This window comes from Vibrio sp. 10N.261.51.A4 (genome assembly GCF_041471945.1).
Classification (GTDB): domain Bacteria; phylum Pseudomonadota; class Gammaproteobacteria; order Enterobacterales; family Vibrionaceae; genus Vibrio; species Vibrio crassostreae_C.
Map to the genome: position 1 here is coordinate 92,802 of NZ_JBFRPJ010000026.1, position 22,883 is coordinate 115,684.

A 22,883-nucleotide genomic window follows, 5' to 3' on the forward strand; every position below is an offset into this window, starting at 1 on the left:
CACAAAGCGGGTATCAGAAACGGAAATTCGACTTCTGACAGGATAATTACACAGCCAAAGCTAGAAAAAGCGTACGCTCACCCCCATGTATTTGTCATGATATTAAATAAGAGATTCATCGGATGAGCCAAGCTATCTGTCGACTGATCGCTGAAGAACTGAATGTCCGTTCTGAGCAAGTCACTGCCGCAGTAAACCTAATTGACGACGGTAACACCGTTCCCTTTATTGCCCGCTACCGTAAAGAAGTTACGGGTGGCTTAGACGATACCCAACTACGTAACCTTGATAGCCGCCTTTCATACCTTCGCGAGCTAGACGATCGTCGCCAAACAATTCTTAAGTCGATTCAAGACCAAGGAAAACTCACGCCAGAACTCGAGCGTGATATAACTCAGGCTGACAGCAAGACTCGCTTAGAAGATTTATACCTGCCATACAAACCAAAGCGTCGCACTAAAGGTCAAATTGCTATCGAAGCAGGCTTAGAACCACTTGCCGACACACTGTGGAATGAACCACAGCACGATCCAGAAACGGAAGCGGCGAACTTCATCAGCAACGATAAAGGCATTGCCGATACCAAAGCTGCTCTCGATGGTGCTCGTGCGATCATCATGGAACGCATTGCGGAAGACGCAAACCTACTAGAAAAGATTCGCCAACACCTAACACGCAACTCAGAGCTAGTCGCTCGTGTAGTGACAGGTAAAGAGCAAGAAGGCGAGAAGTTCAAAGACTACTTCGAGCACAACGAAACACTCAGCAAAGTGCCGTCTCACCGTGCACTTGCCATGCTGCGTGGCCGCAATGAAGGCTTCCTAACACTGGCGATGAATGCCGATCCTGAGCAAGAAGAAGGCGCTCGTGGTTCTTACTGTGAGAACATTATCTCTGATCACTACGGCATTACTCTGAGCAGTGCTCCTGCGGATGCTTGGCGTAAGCAAGTGATTAGCTGGGCATGGCGCATCAAGGTTTCTATGCACATGGAAACTGAATTGATGGGCGCAATGAAAGAGCGTGCAGAGATCGAAGCGATTGAAGTATTCGCAACCAACCTAAAAGACCTACTCATGGCAGCGCCAGCTGGTCCTCGAGCAACCTTAGGCTTGGACCCAGGTTTACGTACCGGTTCGAAAATCGCTGTCGTGGATTCAACCGGTAAGGTTTTGGCAACAGAAACTATTTACCCTCACCCACCTCAAAAGCAATACGACAAATCGGCACATGTGGTTGAGCAGATGGTTCGTCAATTCAATGTTGATTTGATTGCGATTGGTAACGGTACGGCTTCACGCGAAACCGACAGCTTTGTGGCTGACGTAATTAAACGCGGCAACCTAAAAGCGCAAAAGATCATTGTTAGCGAAGCAGGCGCATCGGTGTATTCTGCGTCTGAACTAGCAGCAAAAGAGTTCCCGAACATGGATGTATCAATCCGTGGTGCGGTGTCTATTGCTCGTCGTCTGCAAGATCCACTGGCAGAACTGGTGAAGATTGACCCTAAATCGATCGGTGTGGGCCAATACCAACACGATGTGAGCCAAACCATGCTTGCTAAGCGCCTAGATGCGATTGTCGAAGACTGTGTAAACGCAGTTGGTGTTGATGTGAATACCGCATCTGCCGCGCTACTGACTCGTGTTGCTGGTCTGTCTAGCACCATTGCTCAGAACATCGTGGATTTCCGTGACGAGAATGGTCGTTTTGAAGCGCGCACTACGTTGAAGAAAGTGGCTCGTTTAGGTCCAAAAGCCTTTGAACAGTGTGCCGGCTTCCTACGCATTATGGATGGCAAAAACCCACTGGATGCATCATCGGTTCACCCAGAAGCTTACCCAGTAGTGAAAAGCATCGCTGAGAAAAACCACAAAGACATCAAATCTCTGGTGGGTAACACAGACTTCTTACGTGGCTTACACGCCATCGATTACACCAATGAGAACTTCGGTGTACCTACGGTAACCGACATCATCAAAGAGCTGGATAAGCCGGGACGCGACCCTCGCCCTGAGTTCAAGACTGCAACCTTCGCAGATGGCGTAAACAGCGTTTCAGACCTAGAACCAGGCATGATTCTAGAAGGTGTGGTATCGAACGTGGCTAACTTTGGTGCCTTCGTTGATATTGGTGTTCACCAAGATGGCTTAGTTCATATTTCAGCACTCACCGATCGCTTTGTCTCTGACCCACGTGAAGTGGTTAAAGCGGGCGACATCGTGAAAGTGAAGGTGATGGAAGTGGATGTTCAGCGTAAACGTATTGCACTAAGCATGCGTATGAAGGACGAGCCGGGACAAGACAACCGTGCTCAACGTTCAAGTGCACCTCGCACACAAAACCGCTCGAATCAAAACTCGCAAGGTGGCCAACGCCGTCGTGAAGAGCCGCAACAAAACGCTGCAATGGGTGGAGCATTCGCTGCCGCTTTTGCTAAAGCGAAAAAGTAATCCGTTAGCTCACCTAAAAAACGGATTAGCTTAAAAACAGAAAACCTGCATCCCTTAGGGTATGCAGGTTTTTTTATTATGTGTTCAAAAAAGACATCGAAGCTTGGTTGTATTCTTCGTGTTTATACTCAAAATAATTGGAGTTGCAGCTAGGCAACAAGTAAGTTCAGCCCTATGAGCATAGGGGTTCTATGTGATTAGGGTGAACTTACGCAGTTAACAACGCTGCAGCTTCAAGTATGAAGAGTATAATTATAATACGACCAACATCTCTGACGGAGCATGAGGCGCAACAGCATGACCATAATGATACTTTATGACCTTACGTCGTTTCTCCATCTGTCCTTCCTGAATCGCCGCATCTAAAACATGCTTTGGCAGGCGGAAACGCATGGTATAACCTTTGCCTTGATCAGCACTGTATGTTTTCAGTGCCAATAAGCTGAACAGCCGATCAAAAGGGTCTTGTGGCTCTTCTTGGCTAACCGAATTGGCCTCTGACTCGTTCTCCATTTCATAACCTGGATAGTCTGAAGGATCCCAAGCCGACTGCTGCCTTCGTTTATCGTCTGATTTTACCTTACGCTCTGCATTGGTTCTCGCCAATGCTACTGCGGGAGCAACAGGCTCTCGGACTCTATTATCACGCGCAACTTGCTCTGTTTGCACATTAACGGACGGGGCGATTAGTGGCACACTCACTGCAGTTGCAGGTGACACAATCATCGCGAACTCTCCTCAAGAATCGCCCATCGTTTTTGCTATAACGCTGTTGTACTGTGAGTCAGCACAACAGGCATAGCCCAACTTACCGCAATCAGCTCAGGAGAGAGTTAGGTCTGAGTATCAAGCAACACGTTGGTGTTATACCAATCGTAGTAAATAACTGATCATCCTAGCTTGTTAAAATGCTCGATAACGGCGTTAAATTTTTTGATTGTAGAATAACTACTTATCGAAACTACTTGTCAAAAAAAAGCTGCCTTGTTCTCAAGCCTTTTACCTACGCTATTTTTGAACACTTACTTACTGTGATTGGTATTAGCTTATATATCGACCAAGCCGGATATATATTTAGCAATTATTTTTGTGCGAAGCTGACAAGCTCACTGCAAAAGGCATCCGCTTCGGTCATAAACGGTGCATGCGAAGACTGGGTAAATATGTATTGCTCGGTATGAGGCAAGGCTGTGCCTAAGTCTTTCGCAACCTTGATTGGCACCAATCCATCTAATCGACCATACAAGCGTAGCATTGGTACTGAAATCTCAGGCAGTTGTTCACGCAGATCGACATCCGACAGCATCTTTAATCCTGCCAATAATGAGTCAGGGTTCGGCAACGGGCGAGACAGCACCGCTTGCTTGAGTTGTTTTACATCTTGCCTTGCTGAAGGGCTGCCCATGGCTTGCAATGCCATAAAGCGTTCGATGGTGGTTTGGAAATCTTCAACCAGTTGCTCAGTGAATGCGCTTAATACGTTGGGCTGAATGCCTCGCCATAACACGGGCTCTTTTGCAGCGGCGAATTTGGGAGAACTGGCGACAGTCACCAGCTTGCTCACGTAATCTGAGTGATGGAGAGCCATGTGCGTTGCGACCAAGCCTCCAAGTGACCAACCCACCCAAATCGCTTGCTTTGGTGCTTCGGCCAAAAGCTGCTGAGCAATCTCTTCAAGATCTTGAGCGTGGCAGTGCGCGCTGTGTCCATACCCTGGTAAATCGACAACATGCACTCGAAAATCAGCTTGTAATGCATTAACGGTTTGTTGCCATACCGCACCGTTCATTCCCCAGCCGTGAACCAGTACTAAATCAGGCCCTTGCCCAGAAACATGCCAATATAACGCGTCACTCATTCTCAATATTCCCTACTTTTTCCATCAGCGATAATCCGCGCTTTTCAGTATGGTGAGCAAAAGGAACACCATAACCCAAAAGCATCACGAGCTATGTTATCCGATTGGCTACAAAAACACACACCACGTCTGGTCACACCTCAATGCCACCTGTGCAAACTTGATAAACTGCCCAGTGATACACATCCTCGATGGTGCAATTCTTGTCTCAAACTCTTTCAGCCAGTACCACGCTGCCAACGATGTGGTTTAAAAACACTGCTCACAGTAGAGCAGTGCGGACAGTGCTTATCTCAACCTCCACCTTGGCATCGCCTCTACTGTGTCGGCGATTACACCTTCCCTACAGCAGGTTACATTCAGCAAATGAAGTACGCTGATAAGTTTTGGTTTGCACGTGATCTATCTAAGCTATTGGCATCACGTATCGAATATCCTGCTCCGCTGATCACCAGCGTGCCGCTGCATTGGCGTCGATATACTCATCGCGGCTTTAATCAAAGTAAGCTGCTAGCCGACTACACGGCTCAAGAGCTTGGCGTTGAAAGTGATGTGCTCTTTCGTCGAATTCGCTCAACGGCTTCCCAGCAGGGGCTGACTAAATCCGCACGATTACACAATCTAAAGAGCGCTTTTGCGCTGCGAAAACAAGACGTTCAAGGAACTATCCCCTCTCACGTCGCGATAATTGATGATGTTGTAACCACCGGCAGTACTGTGTATCAATTATGCCAATTACTACTTGAAGTGGACGTTAAAAGGATTGATATTTACTGCATCTGCCGCACTCCTGAGCCCTCTGGATAAAAGCTGTGAATCACTACTTGTACAGCAATCCAACAAAAAAGGGCTGAATTACAAATCTGACAGGAGTAGAATGGCGCTAATAACCTACAAATCTACTCAGGTATTCGTCGTGTCAAATATTACTATTACAGAAACAGCTCAAACTCATTTTGCCAATCTGCTGTCACAGCAGCCTGAAGGTACAAACATTCGTGTGTTCGTGGTAAACCCGGGTACACAAAACGCAGAGTGTGGTGTTTCTTACTGCCCAACAGATGCTATCGAAGCGTCTGACACAGAGCTTAAATTCGAAGCTTTCTCTGCATACGTAGATGAGCTAAGCCTACCGTTCCTAGATGAAGCTGAAATTGACTTCGTTACTGACAAAATGGGCTCTCAGCTAACGCTTAAAGCACCAAACGCTAAGATGCGTAAAGTCGCAGACGATGCACCACTTCTAGAACGTGTTGAATACGCAATTCAAACACAAGTTAACCCGCAACTTGCTGGTCACGGCGGTCACGTTAGCTTGGTAGAAATCACTGAAGACGGCGCAGCTATTGTAGCATTCGGTGGTGGTTGTAACGGTTGTTCTATGGTTGATGTAACGCTAAAAGAAGGCATCGAGAAAGAACTTCTTCAACAGTTTGAAGGTGAACTGACTGCTGTTCGTGATGCAACTGAGCACGATCGTGGTGAGCACTCTTACTACTAATCACTGATTTAGTGTTAGTTGTTATTTGAAAGGTTGATGCGCAAGCATCAACCTTTTTTGTTATGTGGATAAGCAAGTTAGGACTATCGCGCTCTCTCTATACTCTTTTGCTATACAACCATATTTTCACCTCGTTACCATCTTGAGTAAGGTATTCAAGTGATCGTAATCGATTCCTGCTTCAATAATTTTCGGATATGAAAACTCGGATCTAGGAACTCAAGGTCATTTCCCCTATATTAGAATGACTTTATAAGAAAGAATTCCAATGAGCTAAGGAGCGAGCGCAATGACGAAAAGGACCAAGCCAGAGATTTTGGCTAAACAAACTGTCGCTCAATCAAGACTATTCTCTATCGAGTCTCTCGACTTACGCTTTTCAAACGGCGAAGAGCGCACTTACGAACGCATGAAGCCCAGCGGGCGCAACGCAGTGATGATGGTTCCTATTACTGAGCAAGGCGATATTCTATTAGTACGTGAATATGCAGCGGGAACTGAACGCTACGAACTTGGCTTTCCAAAAGGGCTGATTGATCCAGGTGAGCAGCCAAACGAAGCCGCCGTTCGCGAACTCAAAGAAGAGATAGGCTTCGGTGCCAACAAGCTTACTCCGCTGAAGGAAGTGATCCTTGCACCCTCTTACTTCTCTAGCAAAATGACGCTGTTTATTGCAGAAGACCTCTACCCAGAAAAGCTAGAAGGTGATGAGCCAGAGCCTCTCGATATTGTGCGCTGGCCACTTGCTCAAGCCGAAGAACTGTTAACACATCTCGATTTCTGTGAGGCTCGGAGTATTACAGCCCTGCTTTTAAGCCTTCGTGTATTAAACAATAACTAGAACATTCAGGCTCGCTCTAAGAGTAAGAGAACATTTATGCCAATAACAAAAGATTTGTCTCACCTCCTACCCTCTGTCATTGAGATTGCTCGCTCTGCTGGTCAACTCATCTTAGAGATCTACGAGAAAAAGGATTACGAAGAGTTCATTAAGAGTGATGACACTCCAGTAACCAGTGCCGATCTTGCAGCACATAAGCTGATATTAAAAAAACTCAGTGAATTGACGCCTGATATTCCCGTATTATCCGAAGAAGACGCCGACATCAGCCTAGAGCAACGCTCTCAATGGGATCGCTACTGGTTAGTTGACCCACTGGACGGCACCCAGGAGTTCATCGCACGAAGTGGTGATTTCGCGACAATTATCGCCCTAATCGAGCATAACAAGCCAGTGATGGGCGTGGTATACGCACCCGTTTCAGGTGTGAGCTATTACGCTTACAGTGGCAAAGGCGCTTGGAAGATCCCAGACCTTAATGACAGCGTGAAAATCAAAACGCATCGTCACGAGCTGCCAAACCAGTCAATCGCCATGGCGATCAGCCGTCGCCAGGACATCAATCGCATCACTAGCCGTATGAGCTCAGCATGGAATTATGATTTGGTTCCTCTAGGCTCAGCAGCGCTTAAGGCCTGTTTAGTCGCAGAAGGCGCTGTGGATTGTTATCTGCGCCTTGGACCAACCGGAGAGTGGGATACCGCCGCAACGCAGTGCATTGTTGAAGAAGCTGGCGGACGTATCTTAAGTACTCAACTAGAACCGCTTTCGTACAATGAAAGAGAAACGCTAGAAAACCCGAACTTCATTGTACTCGGTGATGCAGATTTACCGTGGGTAGAAATTTTGCAAGGCAAAGACTAGGCGAGTTTGCTCCCTTTAACTGTCAGATATCCTCTAGATTCTCAGAACAAACAAAACGGGCACCTCAGTGAGGTGCCCGTTTTTTATATCTCGTAATTTAGTGACCCTTAGCCGTTTAGCTAAAAACGACCTTGATAAGTAAACTGGTACTTACCTTGGCTATCAGGATTACCCAACCATTTAAGCTGATTTTGCATCGTTGGCGGGAATTCAACACCCGGTTTAAACCACGCTGCAGATGTGTAGCGCTGGTTAGATGTTAGACTCGCTGAGAACTCACTGTCTACTTGAGTGCTCTTCTGAACGCCTTTGGCTGCAATTGTACTGTCTTCACAGGTTATGTCCGCAATCACAGGACCAAGGTCTAACGAACCAACAGGTGAATCGACTGCAGCACCAGACCAAGCCACAGTACCTTCACCAGACTGACACCAAGGTTGAGCATGAACCGCATGCTTGATCGTCAGCTCAACCTTTCCACCAATTGAAACCGGGACTGGAATGGCTGGGGCGTATTTCATCACGTTCATAGCAGGCATTGAGGCCACTAAGTTCTCTGCATACGCGCCACTCATGCTGTACCCGACACGCCCTTTACCTGACAAGTTCATGTCGCTGTTACGACCAAAACGAACCGCCAGTTCTGCTTTGGCTTGAAATAGCTTAGAAAACTGGAAGTCCCACTGCACTGAACCGTAATTAACACGCTGCCAGGCGATATTATTGGCGCTGCCCTGCCAAACCGTTCCTTCAACACCTTCAATATTCAAGCCACGCACAGCCGGTGCATGTTTGAGTACAAAAGAGGCCGGTAGATGCAGCAACAGACTAACCGAGAAAAAGACAATAAAGATGCCGCCAAAAAGTAAACCTAACTTCAAAGATAAACCGCGTTTCACATTAACCTCGTTTAAACTGTAGTCGGTTGACCTCAATAACCCCTGGGTTATCGGAGCGATCAATGTCCATAAACTCAACTTCGACACCCTGCTTCTCTTTCAAGTATGTCAGCCAATCTAAGAACTGATTAAAAGGCACAGGTTTCACCCAGACTTGCAGCATCTCGCCACGTGGTTGCACACGTATCAGCTCGATATTAAAGCGACGCATAGAAGCAGGCACAGATTGATTCAGAGGTTGACTGGCACTAATGCCGCCACTGCCTCGTAGTTCAACCACTTCATTGGCTTTATTGGTTACCCAAGCCAGTAGTTGCTTCTCGCTTTGAATGCGGGTCTGCGCAAGTTCAGCTCGCTGACTGAGTGGCTGGATTAGCCCCCAATAAACGACACCGACCACCAATAGAATTGAGCAACCAATCACTAGTCGTTGCTCTCTTTGACTTATTGAAGTCCACCACGCTTGGAGTGGCTCAATCATATTTCTCATCACTGATCTCCTTACGCAGGTTATTGATGGGGTTTAAGAGTAAAGCTGCCAAATACGGCATCACCATTACGATTCAATGGCCCTTGCTCAACGGTAAACTTCTCTTCAAGTTTCACTCGCGCAGTCTCGAAATATTGGAAGTCAGTACTTTTCGCTTCCAATCTCACCTCTGAGCGGTTGCCGTCGTAGCGAATACTATTCACTTCGATGGCTTTCACTTGTCCTAAAGTTTCTGGCAGTAACGCTAGCCATCCAAGTAAGGAATCACCATCACCCGAGCCACCATACTTCTTAGCTTCGTCGTTCATCTGGCGCTTAAGGTAGTTGACCGTCGGAATACGTTGCTTGCCCGGAAGTACGCTTCTAAAAATACGTTCACTCTCCGTTCGGTACGCTTCGGCTTGTGCTTCGTACTGCTGAACCTTTAAGACTTGCTGAGTGACGATCACCGCCACCAGCAAACAAGCTGCGATCGCTACTTTTTGCCATACACGCCAGTACTTACTGAATGAAGATTTGGTTTTAAAGGTGCCAGTCAGTAAGTTTACGCCACTTGTAATGGCTTGTTGGCTCAGTAAAGACATCACCAGTTCCGCAGGTTTAGCTTGCCACTCAATGCCACTTTGCAGTTGAACGTCATCACTTGGCAGTGCGGTGTAGCTAAAAATCGTTGGTGATTGCTCTTCGTCATCTAAGGCAACCCAATCGCTTTGTAAGAACATCGCTAGCCACGCCTCATTGATCGACACTGCTTGATAGTTGCTTTGACGCAATAACCAATGTTGGTCGATCTGCAGCGCACTGATGCCCTGATCTTCTAAAGGCAACGCTAAGGTATCAGGCAATACTTTACGAAAGATAATGTTCGCTTCGCGGAAAGTATCCAGCGCCTGCTTAAGCCAATCACGTTCCACACCACACACTGTCGCGTGCGTTGCGTCTTTCTCTAAAATAGTCAGGTGTAAGTCTTCGATATCTTGTGCGACTTCGTCTTCTAATAAAAACGGCAGCATAGAATCGAACTGGCGAGCAGCACCTTTCGGGATCTCAACACGCTTAATTAAGCATTCATTTCCCGGCAATAAAGCGATACAGCTACGCTTTTCAGCGTAAGGCGTTAACTCATCCAGCTGCTCCCAGCTAGACAGTTCGCCACTTGCTATCACTTCTTGTTGGCTTGTCGACCAAACTAACCACTGCACAGGGCTTTGTGGTTCGCTACTCAGTCGAACGGTCAGAAACTCGCTCACTGATTCCTCCAAAACGACGGCGTACTACCGTCACTGTTTCTCGATTACTACTATAGAAAAGCGTCCGTATACGTACACGTGACTGCTCAACTAATACCTCTGCATCTAGCTCAAAATAGGCGCTATCTACAGTTAAATATGCTTTCGCTTTTTTGCTGACTTCGGCACTCACACCCACAATAGCAGGCTCAGCCATAAACGCATCCACCGTATCCCAACCATCGAATGGGCGTTTGTCTATCAGCTGTTTGGCATCCGATTCACTTAAGCCGGGGGCAAACATCGCTTCCAATAACGGCGCCTGCTTTTCCGTAAGAGTATTCACATTCAAACGGAAATCGTCGCTCGGCAGAGCACAAACAAAGGGGCGAACCTTATTCATCACCTCACCAGTGACTTGATAAACCGAGCGTAGCTCGGACTCATCGGCCATTAAGCCATTCGCTGCCAAATAAGATGGCTTCATCGCCTCATAAGTACTGTCTTCTACACCAGCTGAAGAGGTGGTTCGGGTATCACTATCAACAAATTCCCAGCTTGAATGTGCAATAACCTCGGCCTGATAAGGCTCAACATCTTGGTTTTCCAACAAGGTTTGCCAAACCGTAATTAAATAAGGTGTTTGGTTACTTGAAGTCGTCGCCACACCAGCCAACGCATTGAGATTAAAACATGCCTGAGCATCAACAATACGGCCTTTAACTTGACCATAATCCAACGGGTATACCTGTTCTTCTAACGCCCATGGTTGACTCAAGTTGACGGTATCACTGTCTTTGTAGCTTTGCCTAATGCCGTCTTGCACCAGCGCTTCGACACCAATGCTGTACCAGTAAGCCTGTTGGTAATTCAGTTGATTGCCCACGCGCTTAAATTGAGTAAACAGGCGTTCCGACATACTGCCTGCGATGGTTGCCATTATCGCCAGTAGCATCAGGATAATGATCAGCGCAACACCTCGCTGCTTGCGCCCCATGGCAGACCTTGTCAGTGCAAACTTATTAGTTCGATGAGTCATTATTCCCCTCATTACTACTTGAAGAGTCACTGTTTGAAGAATCATCGGCCTGATCTAGCGTGCCACCAGGGGTGAGATAAATACGCTCTATCTCACCATAATCTTTCAAGGTTAGCTTTAACCTTACCGCTTTCGGTAGCGATTTGTCGGCTTGCCACTCTTTCCCCCAGCGGCTTCCGTCATAAAACTCGAATTCCAAGCTTTCAACATCATCAAGCAAAGGCGTAATCACACCTTCTTGTCCTGCAGGAGTATCGGGGTAGCGCCACCACACACGCTCAAGCGTTTCTTCTTTAATGCGGTAACCCACTTTGGTGACTTCTCCGCGAGGAAACTGCTGCTGTGGGTTATGCCAGCCAAGGCGAGTAAACATGATGCCAACGCTGTCGGAATCCAGTAAATACTCTTTAATTAAGATCAGCTTAGATGATGCTTCTTCACCGTTGGTACGAAATTGTCGCACCGCCATCTGGCGAAAATCATTATCTAAAATGACTAAGCTACGTTGCAGTTGATTTAAACGAGCACTGCGCTCGATTGAAAGCTCGTTGCTGCGCTGAACCTGATTTACTACCTGATAAGCCGCCATGCTTAACGTGGCAAAGATAGCGATCGAGACCAAAACCTCAATTAAGGTAAAGCCTCTCCCTTTCGAAGATAGTCCTTGTTTACGAGGCACACGCTTATTGGCGGACATGCTCTTACTTAGCGACTTGCTCTGAGCTAACGACACGCTTTTACTTGACCACATAGCTGCGCACCGTGACCACTGGAGAAGCTTGTTTACTGGTTGCCACACTCACATCAAACGCCTTTAATAAATCATCGCTAGTATCGATTGGCGTGACCTTCCAAAACCACTCTCTCTCGGCCAACTCTTGTGTGCCCTGCGCTTTTTTTAGCTTCTCAGGATGCAGCATCACCAAAGCCATTTGATTATCAACGACCATAGCCGCGAAGGTTTTTTCTTCGAGATAACTGAGGGTATTGATGTGCTGAGTAACAGCACGAATCACACTGATCGCCGCAGTCGCAAAGATAGCGAGCGCAACCAATACCTCAAGCAGCGTCATTCCTCGAGAACCAAGGGGCATACCACGAAAACGATAAGGAGAACGGTTATTCCTCTTCATCTTCTTCTCCCGGTTCTAGCAGTCGAATCACACCATTGTCCAATACTCGAATACGCCAACCATCTTGTATGGTGTCTCCGGTATTTGGATAAAACGACAATACAAATGGCGTCATTTCAGCACTCGACAAGATGTAGATCTGTGGTGGTTTCGGCTTCTTTTCCTCTTCAAGATCAGCAAACATATCTTCATCAAACAAGCTTCCTGGGTTGAACAACCGATCATCGTCTTCCCATGCGCCACCACCTAAGGTCAGTGACAATGCGAGTTCTTCCGGTAGTTCAGTTAAAGAGGGGATTTTTTCAAAATCGACTTCTTGCCAGCCTTCAGACTTAAGCGCCATCAGTACATAGGTCGATTTCTTTTCATCAACTCGAACGCCAAAATCTAAGCCGCTCAAAATAGCCTCTTCATTGAGTAATTGAACTCGCTGATAAAAGCTTTGAGCGTATTTTTTAGCAACATCTTTGCTATTGGTAGGAATGGTCGCGATCACCGCAACCGCCGTTACTGACAGTAGTACCAACACCAAGAGAATCTCAATCAAGGTGAAACCTGGCTGTGTTTGCTTAGTTTTCACCTTTAGACTCCATCTGTTTACGTCCTACCATCAATAACGTATCAAGCATCAATAACGAATCAAACAATAAGCTGAAGCTTATTGGAAATCCTGCATGTTCCAGTTGCCGATATCCGCCGCAATACCTTCACCACCTTCTTGGCCATCAGCACCAAGAGTGAAAATATCAATAGTGCCGTTATCACCAGGGCTTAGGTATTGGTACTCGTTACCCCATGGGTCGTTTGGCAGACGCTTGATGTAGCCACCGTCGCGGTAGTTACGAGGCTCTGGGCTGCTTGGCTTAGAAACCAATGCATCAAGACCTTGATCCGTTGTTGGGTAAACGCTGTTATCCAGTTTGTACATATCTAGCGCGTTCTCTAGCGCCACAATATCAGTGATGGCTTTTTGTTGGTCAGCCTTCTCTTTGTTACCCAATAGGTTAGGTACAACAAAGCTCGCCAATACGCCAAGGATAACCACAACAACCATCACTTCTAATAGGGTAAAGCCTGATTGTTTCTTCATTCTGTTTTTCATTATTTTCTCCAAATTACAGACAGCGAGTTGAAGGTAATAATGTCCTTCTTCTCGTTAATCCAAAAACTAACGTCTTATGAGCAGTTGATTAACCACTCATCAAATTATTCATTTCAAGCATCGGCATCAGAGTCGCCATCACAATGAACAGTACTAAGCCTGCCATCAAAGCGATAAGTGCTGGTGTAAAGATACCTAACGCGATATTCACGGTCGATTCAAAGCTTTGGTCTTGGTTGTCCGCCGCTCTTGTCAGCATTTGTTCTAACTGACCACTCTGCTCACCACTGGCGATCATATGCAGCATCATTGGAGGGAAGAGTTTGGTTTGATCAAGCGCTTTACGCAGACTTGCCCCTTCTCTAACGCTATCTGACGCCTGTGTTACTTGCTGTTTAACATGGTGATTCGACATGACATCGACCGCTACTTTCATCCCTTCAAGAATAGGAATCGCACTCGAAGTACAGATAGAGAGTGTTCGTGCAAAACGAGAGGTATTAATCCCTTTCGCGATCTTGCCGATCAGTGGAATGCTTAATAGCTTGCGATCCCAGCTCATGCGCACGCCCGGTTTTTTCAGCGCGGTCTTAATCAACACAATCACACCAATGATCAACAACAGTAATTGGATACCCCAATTCTGGATAAATTCACTCGATGCCAATAAAAATTGTGTCGATTGAGGAAGCTCTTGGCCCATTTGGATAATAGGCTCAACGATCTTAGGTACCACGGTTGCCAACAGGAACGAAACAATCGTCACCGCAAACACCACCAGCACCACAGGGTAGATCATCGCTTGTAGCAGCTTAGAGCGCATCTTCTGGCGGTTTTCTGCGTAATCAGCCAATCGCTCCAATACCGCATCTAAGTGACCCGATTTCTCACCAGCTGCGACCATGGCTCTAAACAGTTCATCAAAGATGTGAGGGTAATCAGCTAAGCTATCGGCTAACGAGTAACCTTCCGTTACCTTCGAACGAACCGCCAGTAACATGGTTCGAATACGAGGTTTTTCAGACTGTTCGGCAACGGCTTTCAAGCACTCTTCTAGCGGCATACCTGATTGCACCAAGGTGGAAATTTGGCGAGTAATCAAAGCGAGGTCTGGCGTGCTGATACCACGCTTAAAGCTGGTCGAAGGCTGAGCACCTTTCGTCGTTTTAGCTTTAGCTTCGGTCATCTCAACCGGCATCAAGCCTTGTTCTTTTAAGCGCTGGCGAGCCTGACGAGCGTTATCCGCTTCAATCGAGCCCTTTTTGCTCTTACCCTTGGCATCCAGCGCTTTGTATTCAAATGCCGCCATACTAGACTTCCTTGGTCACACGCATCACTTCTTCTAAGGACGTTACCCCTTTCAGAACTTTGCTCAAGCCATCATCTCGAATACTTGGTGTTGTGCCACGAATTGCTTTCTCAATCGCCTGCTCACCCGCTTCACTGTGAATCAGCTCTTGTACTGAGTCATCAATCATCAGCAGCTCATGAATACCAGTACGACCTCGATAACCCTTATGGCCACACTCTTCACAACCTTTGGCATGGTAAAGCGTCAGGCTTTCTTTCTTCTTCAACCCAAACAGTTTTTTCTGTTCTTTATCCGCTTCGTAAGGTTCTTTACAGTCGTTACACAGGGTGCGAACCAAGCGCTGAGCCAAAACACCCAGCAGCGAAGAAGAGATCAAGAAGGGTTCGATGCCCATATCACGCAGACGCGTAATTGCACCGATTGCCGTATTGGTGTGAAGGGTCGACATCACTAAGTGACCGGTCAAAGAGGCTTGAACAGCGATCTCTGCGGTCTCTAAGTCACGTATCTCACCAATCATTACCACATCGGGATCTTGACGAAGAATCGCACGTAAACCACGCGCAAAGGTCATATCAACCTTAGGGTTCACTTGTGTTTGACCAATGCCATCAATATCAAATTCAATTGGGTCTTCAACGGTAAGGATGTTGCGTTCGTTGCTGTTAAGCTCTTGCAGGCCAGCGTACAAGGTCGTTGATTTACCTGAGCCTGTCGGGCCAGTCACCAAGATAATGCCATGTGGGCGCTGAATCAGCTTACGGAAGTTTTCATGGTTTTCTGCTGTCATACCTAAACTGTGCAAGTCTAGACGAGTGGCGTTTTTGTCCAACAGACGCATTACCACACGCTCACCGTGCGAAGAAGGCATGGTTGAAACACGAACATCAACCGCTCGGCCACCAATACGCAAAGAAATACGACCATCTTGTGGCACGCGTTTTTCCGCAATATCCAATTTAGCCATAACCTTTACACGTGACACAAGCAGCGGAGCCAGTTTACGGCTTGGCGCTAGAACATCACGCAGCACACCATCAACTCGGAAACGGATACAAAGTGACTTTTCAAAGGTTTCGATGTGTATATCCGAAGCACCCTCTTTGATCGCCTCACCCAGCATCGCATTGATTAACTTGATGATTGGTGCATCATCTTCTGATTCAAGTAAGTCTTCGTCTTGAGGCAGTTCTTCCGCTAGTGAGAAGAAATCATCACTATCAGCACCAATGTCTTCCATGAGCTGACGAGCTTCCGACGAGTCACGCTGATAAGCATCGGTCAGTTTTTTATCAAACTCATCGAGAGTAATCGCTTGTGGCGTGAAACCATTTTTCACAACACGACTCACTTCAATGATCGCCGCCGATTTCAGTGGCTCAACATAATAAAGTATCGGTGCGCGCTCTGGATGTTGATATTCCAACACCATCTTGTAGCGATTCGCAAAGCTAAACGGCAAGCGCTGATAAGTACGTGCCGCCCCTACCAATTCAGCCATTATTCTTGTTCCATTTGATCGATGAAGGCTTGAATTTCAGCCGGGTGATTCATGTCGGCACCAAATTTAGGCAATACCGGGATGTTATCGTCTGCCATTAATTTCAGTCCTTGCTCAGCCTTGTACAACTGCTCAGCACGGATGAAGTTGTATTTACGCTGAGTGATACCATCGGCTGTCATACCATCACGAATAATGGTTGGTTTGATGAAGACCATTAGGTTCTTTTTCTCAACTTGAGTACTGGTTGATTTGAACAAGTGTCCTAGAACAGGGATATCACCCAAGAACGGCACCTTAGATTCACTTTCCAGTGCTCGCTCGTCAATCAAGCCACCAAGCACCAGCATTTGACCGTCTTGAACAATCACTGACGTATTTAGCTGACGCTTAGCAAAACGAACATCAACTGCACCATTGGCGCCCAATACGTTAGAGACTTCTTGTTCTATTTGCAGTTGAACCGAATCACCCTCGTTGATTTGTGGCACCACTTTAAGCTTGATACCCACTTCTTTACGTTCAACCGTTTGGAATGGGTTGTCGTTGCTTGAACCTGCGGTCGAGCCAGTTAAAACAGGCACCTCTTCACCCACAATGAATGAAGCCTCACCGTTATCCATCACGGTAATACTTGGAGAAGATAGGATATTTGAATTTGAATCGGTCGCTACTGCACTGATCAAGGCAGTCCAGTCACCCATCACTACGCTCATTGCCGCGCCATTAACGCCAGAAAGAGCAGAAGCTAACGTTGAGTAGTCACCGGATTCTGTGGTCGTTTCATTACGCAAAAAGGCGCCATTATCATCATAGACTGCGGTGGTCGTTTCAGTGTCTTTCGCTTCTTCTAAACCAACCATTACGCCACCGATTGACGCACCTGTGTTGCCATACTGAATCACAGCACCAGTATCAAGGTTACCCCATTGCACACCAAGGTTAATGCCATCGCCTTCAGCCATTTCAACGATCAAGGCTTCAATCAATACTTGAGCACGACGAATATCCAACTGTGCGATCACATCTTGAAGCGCATTCATGATGTCCGGTTGTGCGGTAATCACCAACGAGTTGGTATCACTGTGAGCGGAGATCATCACTTGGTTACGTTGCGATGAGCTGCCTTTGGTTGAAGATTGCTTTTCTGATTGCAGGTTGTCCGACACGCCTTTCAGCACATCGACTAAATCTTCTGCTTTGGCGTATTTAAGGTAAATTACTTGGTTGTTGCCCTTGGTTGCCATTTCCACATCAAGCTGTTCAATCAACCTTCTTAAACGGCTACGTACCTTAGGGTCACCTGAGATAAGAATCGCATTGGTACGTTCATCGGCAACTAATTTAGGTTGTAGAAATGCAGGTGTGTTTTTCGCATCAGTGGTTTTGCTTAACGCATCAACGATACGTACCATTTCTGCCGCAGAAGCATTCTTTAGCTCAACGACTTCAATCTCTTTATCACCCGCTTGGTCAACACGCTTGATGATTTCAGCTAAACGGTTTACTACCGCCGCTCGGCCTGTAATAAGGATGATGTTGGCTGGGTCGTAGTGCACAACGTTACCCGCGCCTGCATTGTCGTTTAGTTGACGAAGCAGAGGAGAAAGTTCACGTACCGAGACATTACGAACCGTCACAACACGTGTCACCACATTGTCGCCTTTGATCGTGTCACTGTCTCCAACGACTGGAATTGCCGATGTTTTCGAATCTTTGGCCTTGATGATCTTAAGAACACCTGAGTCCATTTCGACAACCGCGTAGCCATACACTTCCAATACGTTTAGGAAGAAGCTGTAATATTGCTCTTCATTGAGTACGTCGTAGCTGCGTACATCGATTTTTCCGCGCACCGAAGGGTCAACGATGATCGTCTTCTCTAGGTTACGACCAACAATATTAATAAACTCTTGAATATCAGTGCCTTTAAAGCTGGCACTAAAATCACTCGCGATGGCTGCGGGTGTGCAGATTAAGCTTCCTGCCAATAACCATGCACTTTTCTTAAACCAATGCTTCACGTACTTCTCCTACACTTTCGTCCTTCGTTAGACGCAAAGTTTTAAAATTCAATAAACACTTCATGTTGTTGACCATCTCTCTCGACGACGAGGTTTAGCTCTGTCAGCTCTGAGATAGAACGGAATATGTTGCCCATAGCAGCAGGGTCTGTCAGGTCTTGTCCATTTAACTGAGTGGCAATATCTCCGTTTTGGAGCCCAACAGAGTTAAAAAGTTCTGAATCTTTGCCAGGGCTCACACGATAACCGATCACTTTGTCGTCACGCTTCACCTGAGACAGTCGAACATATTGGAAGATTTGTTGCGGATCTTTCATTATCTTCGCTTTAATTTCATCAAGCTTCTCTTCTGCTGAAGCCGGATTATTACCACGAACCGAAGAAGAGCTACGAGGTGGCGCAGGCGCTGATACAGCCAAACGCTTGTACTCAATACCTTCAAGCATCAAGGTTTCGTCTCGTCCTGAGTTATCAATGATAACGCGGTCGATTAATACCGCTTTTAACTTGGCTCGAGTGCCTTCAATCTCTTCATTAATTCCGTAGGTCGCTTGCGTGCCGCGATTGGCGATCACCGCTAAGCTCAGTTTTGGATTCGAGCTCGCGACTGCACCCACTAAAACGAGGTTTAATCGCGTCTTAGGCGCATCTTGGATAACTTGCTGTTCAACCACAGCGGGCGTGCTTGGGTTGTAAGCACCAAACATGTTGCTCTGCTGCAAAGAAGAGATATCAAGGGTCGATTGAGGTGCTGAAGACGATGAAGCCGTTGCTGTCCAAGGCGCGATAGTTTGCTCAGCAGGTTCGATAAACCATGCAAGCTGCCCTAAGATCCATGCGGAAGCTGCAATCAATACACAACAGGTCGCTAAGCTTAGTTTCTGCTGAAGTACAAATCCATTCTCTAATAAGCGGCTCAACATAGGAGAATTCCCTACGCGATTTTTGAGCTCTAAAAAGTTCACTTTCCTAGTCCCTTTTCATGACGACAAACGCTGCAAATCATTAAACTTTCAGCTTTTTTATTCATTCGTTCGATACCAAGCTTATTTAAGCAATAAGATCCTGAACTATATCATAGCAAATCGATAAATCGGCATAACATGGCTATTTTGTATTATGACTTGAAAAAAATGCCAACCGCCTCCACTTTAAGCTTCTACTTAATGTGATAAGCATCATCAAAAACATGTTGCGCACTGTTCGTTACAGTTAAACCGCATTCATTTCTCACTTAATAAGGCACAGCCCTATATGAAAACTGCTAATGAAGCTGTCAGACTCGATAAATGGTTGTGGGCAGCTCGTTTTTACAAAACCCGGTCTATTGCTCGCAATATGGTCGATGGTGGCAAAGTCCACTATAATGGTCAGCGCAGCAAGCCAAGTAAAATTGTCGAACTTGGAGCAGTGATTACCCTGCGCCAAGGTAATGAAGAAAAGACGGTGACAATCGAGAAAATCTCGGCCCATCGTGGTGGAGCTCCTATAGCTCAAACCCTCTATGAAGAAACCACCGAGAGCTTGGCAAAGAGAGAAGAGTTTGCAACACAACGCAAACTGAATGCTCATAGCCCTGCACCAGAACGTCGCCCAGATAAAAAGCAACGTCGTGACATCATCAAGTTCAAGACTCAATAAGCTAGAAGGAATAGCCAAATGGCCAACCCAATGTCTACAAGTAATGTTTTAAATCGCTACCTATTTGAAGACCTATCAGTTCGTGGTGAATTGGTACAAATGGACGAAGCGTACCAACAGATTATTTCTAGCAAGGAATACCCAGCGCCAGTACAAAAGCTGTTGGGTGAGCTACTGGTTTCAACGACGCTACTAACGGCGACCCTAAAGTTTGAAGGTTCTATCACGATGCAGCTGCAAGGTGACGGCCCAGTATCTCTAGCAGTTATCAATGGCGATCACGATCAGAAGATCCGTGGTGTTGCTCGCTTTGAAGGCGATATCGCAGACGACGCAGGTCTACACGCCCTAATGGGTAAAGGTCATCTAGTGATCACTATCGATCCTAAGAAAGGTGAGCGTTACCAAGGTATCGTTGGTCTTGAAGGTGACACGCTTGCACAAGTGCTTGAAGGCTACTTCGCTAACTCTGAACAGCTTAAGACTCGTCTATGGCTGCGCACTGGCGAGCATGAAGGCAAAGCACACGCTGCAGGTATGTTGCTACAAGTAATGCCTGACGGCACCGGTACTCCAGACGACTTTGAGCACCTAGAGCAACTAACAGACACCGTGAAAAACGAAGAGCTATTCACTCTAGAAGCGAACGAACTGCTTTACCGTTTGTACAACCAAGAGAAAGTACAGCTATTCACACCACAACCGGTTGAGTTCTTCTGTGGCTGTTCACGCGATCGAAGTGCAGCAGCAATCATTACTGTTGCTCAAGAAGAGATCTACGACATCCTAAGCACCGAAGGAAGCGTTGGTCTACACTGCGATTACTGTGGCACAAACTACTCGTTCGACAAGAATGATGTTGATGCACTGTACGCAGAAGCAGCAGATAAAGGCAGCAATACGGTTCATTAATTTACGGCGTACCAAAAACACGTAATTTACCCCAAAAAGGTCAGCCCTCAGCTGGCCTTTTTTGTGATCAAAATAGCGCAAACTCCGTAACATCTCGTAATAAAATCACCGCTTAATTTTAATCAATTAATAATGTTCTCGCCCCTAGCGCAAAGGTTTGCGTACAGGATAGACTAGTTGGGCCAATATGTGACGAGACGCTTAAAACCCCATGGCTAATATGGATATTTTTTGAGCTATATCCCTGTTTCCCCCGAGTCTCGTTGCTAGCATGGTGAGCAGATAACAATAAAAAATTAATACAAAATCCCTACAAAATATCCTACAAGGAGCACCTATGACCGTTATGGAACATACAAAGGCTGCACAAATTGATCTAACTAAGCACGGACTGACTGGCGTTACTGAAGTTCTTCGTAATCCTAGCTACGAGCAGTTATTCGTTGAAGAAACACTGCCAGGTTTGGAAGGCTACGAAAAAGGCGTAGTAACGGAACTAGGCTCTGTTGCGGTAGACACTGGTATCTTTACTGGCCGCTCACCAAAAGATAAGTACATTGTTAAAGATGACACGACCCGCGATACCATGTGGTGGTCAGATCAAGGCAAAAATGACAACAAACCGATTACAACTGAAGTATGGAATGAGCTGAAAGAGCTTGTGACAACTCAGCTATCTGGCAAGCGCCTGTTTGTCATCGACGGTTATTGTGGTGCTAACCCTGATACGCGCTTAAGCGTGCGTATTATCACTGAAGTAGCGTGGCAAGCGCACTTCGTTAAGAACATGTTCATTCGTCCAACTGACGAAGAGCTAGCAACGTTCGAACCTGATTTCGTGGTAATGAACGGTGCTAAAACAACTAACCCTAACTGGGAAAAGCAGGGTCTAAACTCTGAAAACTTCGTTGCTTTCAACCTAACAGAGCGCGTTCAAATCATCGGTGGTACTTGGTACGGCGGTGAGATGAAGAAAGGCATGTTCGCAATGATGAACTACCTGCTTCCTCTGCAAGGCATTGCTTCAATGCACTGTAGTGCAAACGTCGGCGAGAAAGGCGATGTAGCCATCTTCTTCGGTCTATCTGGTACAGGTAAAACTACGCTTTCAACCGATCCTAAGCGTGAGCTAATCGGTGATGATGAGCACGGTTGGGATGACGATGGTATCTTCAACTTCGAAGGTGGTTGTTACGCGAAGACGATTCGTCTATCTAAAGAAGCTGAACCTGAAATCTACAACGCAATCCGTCGTGATGCACTACTAGAAAACGTCACGGTTCGTGGCGATGGCTCTATCGATTTTGATGACGGCTCTAAAACAGAAAACACACGTGTTTCTTACCCGATCCATCACATCGACAACATCGTTAAACCAGTATCAAAAGCAGGTCACGCTCAAAAGGTTATCTTCCTAACTGCGGATGCATTCGGTGTGCTACCACCAGTTTCTAAGCTGACTCCAGAGCAAACGAAGTACCACTTCCTATCTGGCTTCACTGCAAAACTTGCGGGTACTGAGCGTGGTATTACTGAGCCAACACCAACGTTCTCTGCGGCATTTGGTGCGGCATTCCTAACTCTTCACCCAACTCAGTACGCTGAAGTGCTTGTGAAGCGTATGGAAGCGGCAGGCGCTGAAGCTTACCTAGTGAACACAGGTTGGAACGGTACTGGTAAACGTATCTCTATCCAAGACACTCGCGGCATCATCGACGCTATCCTAGATGGCTCAATCGACAACGCTGAAACTAAGGTTATCCCTATGTTTAACCTAGAAGTACCGCTAGCGCTGCACGATGTTGACCCAGCGATCCTTGACCCACGCGATACGTACACTGACCCTCTACAATGGGAAAGCAAAGCGAAAGATCTAGCCGAGCGCTTCATCAACAACTTTGATAAGTACACAGACAACGCTGAAGGTAAGTCACTGGTTGCAGCTGGTCCTCAACTGGACTAATCCAACCATCTGCTCGGGCTTAGCCAAAAGCAAACGCCCAATTTAAAATGATATTTTTGTAGCAAGCCCCTCTTTTGAGGGGCTTTTTTGTTGATGCTTGACCCTTTTTGTTCCACTCTGT

General features: G+C 46.5%; 22 protein-coding genes. 8 read left to right on the forward strand and 14 right to left on the reverse strand.

The window, feature by feature from the left end; genetic code table 11:
• The first annotated feature begins 122 nt into the window (after positions 1 to 122).
• On the forward strand, positions 123 to 2,453 hold the full coding sequence (locus AB4384_RS06930; protein WP_372129189.1) for a Tex family protein: 2,331 nt from the start codon (positions 123 to 125) through the stop codon (positions 2,451 to 2,453).
• Positions 2,454 to 2,705: 252 nt separating this feature from the next.
• Here the strand turns inward: AB4384_RS06930 and AB4384_RS06935 are convergent, their stop codons facing one another.
• Both AB4384_RS06935 and bioH read right to left on the reverse strand, forming a co-directional pair.
• A complete protein-coding gene (locus AB4384_RS06935; RefSeq protein ID WP_372129190.1) occupies positions 2,706 to 3,179 on the reverse strand; it encodes an ATP-dependent Lon protease in 474 nt (157 codons plus the stop codon).
• Positions 3,180 to 3,534: 355 nt separating this feature from the next.
• Positions 3,535 to 4,311, reverse strand: a complete 777-nt coding sequence (gene bioH, locus AB4384_RS06940) for a pimeloyl-ACP methyl ester esterase BioH (RefSeq protein ID WP_017063077.1) — start codon at positions 4,309 to 4,311, stop codon at positions 3,535 to 3,537.
• Positions 4,312 to 4,404: 93 nt separating this feature from the next.
• Between bioH and AB4384_RS06945 the strand changes: the two genes are divergently transcribed.
• The 4 genes from AB4384_RS06945 (at position 4,405) to cysQ (ending at position 7,517) form a co-directional block, all read left to right on the forward strand.
• Positions 4,405 to 5,118, forward strand: coding sequence for a ComF family protein (locus AB4384_RS06945; protein WP_170962812.1), 714 nt, complete (start codon positions 4,405 to 4,407; stop codon positions 5,116 to 5,118).
• Positions 5,119 to 5,227: 109 nt separating this feature from the next.
• Positions 5,228 to 5,812: a Fe-S biogenesis protein NfuA gene (nfuA, locus tag AB4384_RS06950; RefSeq protein WP_004741449.1), complete on the forward strand. Its 585-nt coding sequence runs from the start codon at positions 5,228 to 5,230 to the stop codon at positions 5,810 to 5,812.
• A gap of 289 nt (positions 5,813 to 6,101) precedes the next feature.
• On the forward strand, positions 6,102 to 6,653 hold the full coding sequence (gene nudE, locus AB4384_RS06955) for an ADP compounds hydrolase NudE (protein ID WP_017062476.1): 552 nt from the start codon (positions 6,102 to 6,104) through the stop codon (positions 6,651 to 6,653).
• Between the two features lie 36 nt (positions 6,654 to 6,689).
• Positions 6,690 to 7,517, forward strand: coding sequence for a 3'(2'),5'-bisphosphate nucleotidase CysQ (gene cysQ, locus AB4384_RS06960; RefSeq protein WP_017062477.1), 828 nt, complete (start codon positions 6,690 to 6,692; stop codon positions 7,515 to 7,517).
• 119 nt (positions 7,518 to 7,636) lie between these two features.
• Here the strand turns inward: cysQ and AB4384_RS06965 are convergent, their stop codons facing one another.
• The 12 genes from AB4384_RS06965 to gspC form a co-directional block, all read right to left on the reverse strand.
• Complete coding sequence (locus tag AB4384_RS06965) at positions 7,637 to 8,416, reverse strand: type II secretion system protein N (RefSeq protein WP_017063075.1); 780 nt, start codon at positions 8,414 to 8,416, stop codon at positions 7,637 to 7,639.
• 1 nt (position 8,417) lies between these two features.
• Positions 8,418 to 8,906, reverse strand: coding sequence for a type II secretion system protein M (locus AB4384_RS06970; RefSeq protein ID WP_017062479.1), 489 nt, complete (start codon positions 8,904 to 8,906; stop codon positions 8,418 to 8,420).
• 20 nt (positions 8,907 to 8,926) lie between these two features.
• A complete protein-coding gene (gene gspL, locus AB4384_RS06975) occupies positions 8,927 to 10,156 on the reverse strand; it encodes a type II secretion system protein GspL (RefSeq protein WP_372129191.1) in 1,230 nt (409 codons plus the stop codon).
• Positions 10,125 to 11,174, reverse strand: a complete 1,050-nt coding sequence (gene gspK, locus AB4384_RS06980; RefSeq protein WP_017062481.1) for a type II secretion system minor pseudopilin GspK — start codon at positions 11,172 to 11,174, stop codon at positions 10,125 to 10,127. The genes gspL and gspK overlap by 32 nt, the downstream gene beginning before the upstream one ends.
• Positions 11,158 to 11,925, reverse strand: a complete 768-nt coding sequence (gspJ, locus tag AB4384_RS06985; RefSeq protein ID WP_017063073.1) for a type II secretion system minor pseudopilin GspJ — start codon at positions 11,923 to 11,925, stop codon at positions 11,158 to 11,160. The genes gspK and gspJ overlap by 17 nt, the downstream gene beginning before the upstream one ends.
• A complete protein-coding gene (gene gspI, locus AB4384_RS06990) occupies positions 11,912 to 12,307 on the reverse strand; it encodes a type II secretion system minor pseudopilin GspI (RefSeq protein ID WP_017062483.1) in 396 nt (131 codons plus the stop codon). Before gspI ends, gspJ begins: the two co-directional genes overlap by 14 nt.
• Entirely contained in the window at positions 12,294 to 12,887 is a 594-nt protein-coding gene (gene gspH / locus AB4384_RS06995) for a type II secretion system minor pseudopilin GspH (RefSeq protein WP_017062484.1), read from the reverse strand. Before gspH ends, gspI begins: the two co-directional genes overlap by 14 nt.
• A gap of 78 nt (positions 12,888 to 12,965) precedes the next feature.
• Complete coding sequence (gspG, locus tag AB4384_RS07000) at positions 12,966 to 13,409, reverse strand: type II secretion system major pseudopilin GspG (RefSeq protein WP_017062485.1); 444 nt, start codon at positions 13,407 to 13,409, stop codon at positions 12,966 to 12,968.
• An 88-nt stretch (positions 13,410 to 13,497) separates the two neighbouring features.
• On the reverse strand, positions 13,498 to 14,718 hold the full coding sequence (gene gspF / locus AB4384_RS07005; protein ID WP_372129192.1) for a type II secretion system inner membrane protein GspF: 1,221 nt from the start codon (positions 14,716 to 14,718) through the stop codon (positions 13,498 to 13,500).
• Between the two features lies 1 nt (position 14,719).
• Positions 14,720 to 16,222, reverse strand: a complete 1,503-nt coding sequence (gene gspE, locus AB4384_RS07010) for a type II secretion system ATPase GspE (protein WP_372129193.1) — start codon at positions 16,220 to 16,222, stop codon at positions 14,720 to 14,722.
• Positions 16,222 to 18,246: a type II secretion system secretin GspD gene (gene gspD / locus AB4384_RS07015; RefSeq protein WP_215920959.1), complete on the reverse strand. Its 2,025-nt coding sequence runs from the start codon at positions 18,244 to 18,246 to the stop codon at positions 16,222 to 16,224. Before gspD ends, gspE begins: the two co-directional genes overlap by 1 nt.
• A 41-nt stretch (positions 18,247 to 18,287) precedes the next feature.
• Positions 18,288 to 19,169 carry a type II secretion system protein GspC gene (gspC, locus tag AB4384_RS07020; protein ID WP_017062489.1) on the reverse strand — a complete coding sequence of 294 codons (882 nt, stop codon included), beginning with the start codon at positions 19,167 to 19,169 and terminating at the stop codon, positions 18,288 to 18,290.
• A 331-nt stretch (positions 19,170 to 19,500) separates the two neighbouring features.
• Here gspC and hslR point away from each other — a divergent pair, with 331 nt between their 5' ends.
• The 3 genes from hslR to pckA all read left to right on the forward strand — a co-directional run bounded on the left by hslR (position 19,501) and on the right by pckA (position 22,762).
• Positions 19,501 to 19,887 (forward strand): ribosome-associated heat shock protein Hsp15, encoded by a 387-nt coding sequence (gene hslR / locus AB4384_RS07025; protein ID WP_371707173.1) that lies wholly within the window; start codon positions 19,501 to 19,503, stop codon positions 19,885 to 19,887.
• Positions 19,888 to 19,905: 18 nt separating this feature from the next.
• Positions 19,906 to 20,799: an Hsp33 family molecular chaperone HslO gene (gene hslO, locus AB4384_RS07030; RefSeq protein WP_372129195.1), complete on the forward strand. Its 894-nt coding sequence runs from the start codon at positions 19,906 to 19,908 to the stop codon at positions 20,797 to 20,799.
• A 337-nt stretch (positions 20,800 to 21,136) separates the two neighbouring features.
• Positions 21,137 to 22,762, forward strand: a complete 1,626-nt coding sequence (gene pckA / locus AB4384_RS07035) for a phosphoenolpyruvate carboxykinase (ATP) (protein ID WP_017062492.1) — start codon at positions 21,137 to 21,139, stop codon at positions 22,760 to 22,762.
• Positions 22,763 to 22,883: the final 121 nt, after the last annotated feature.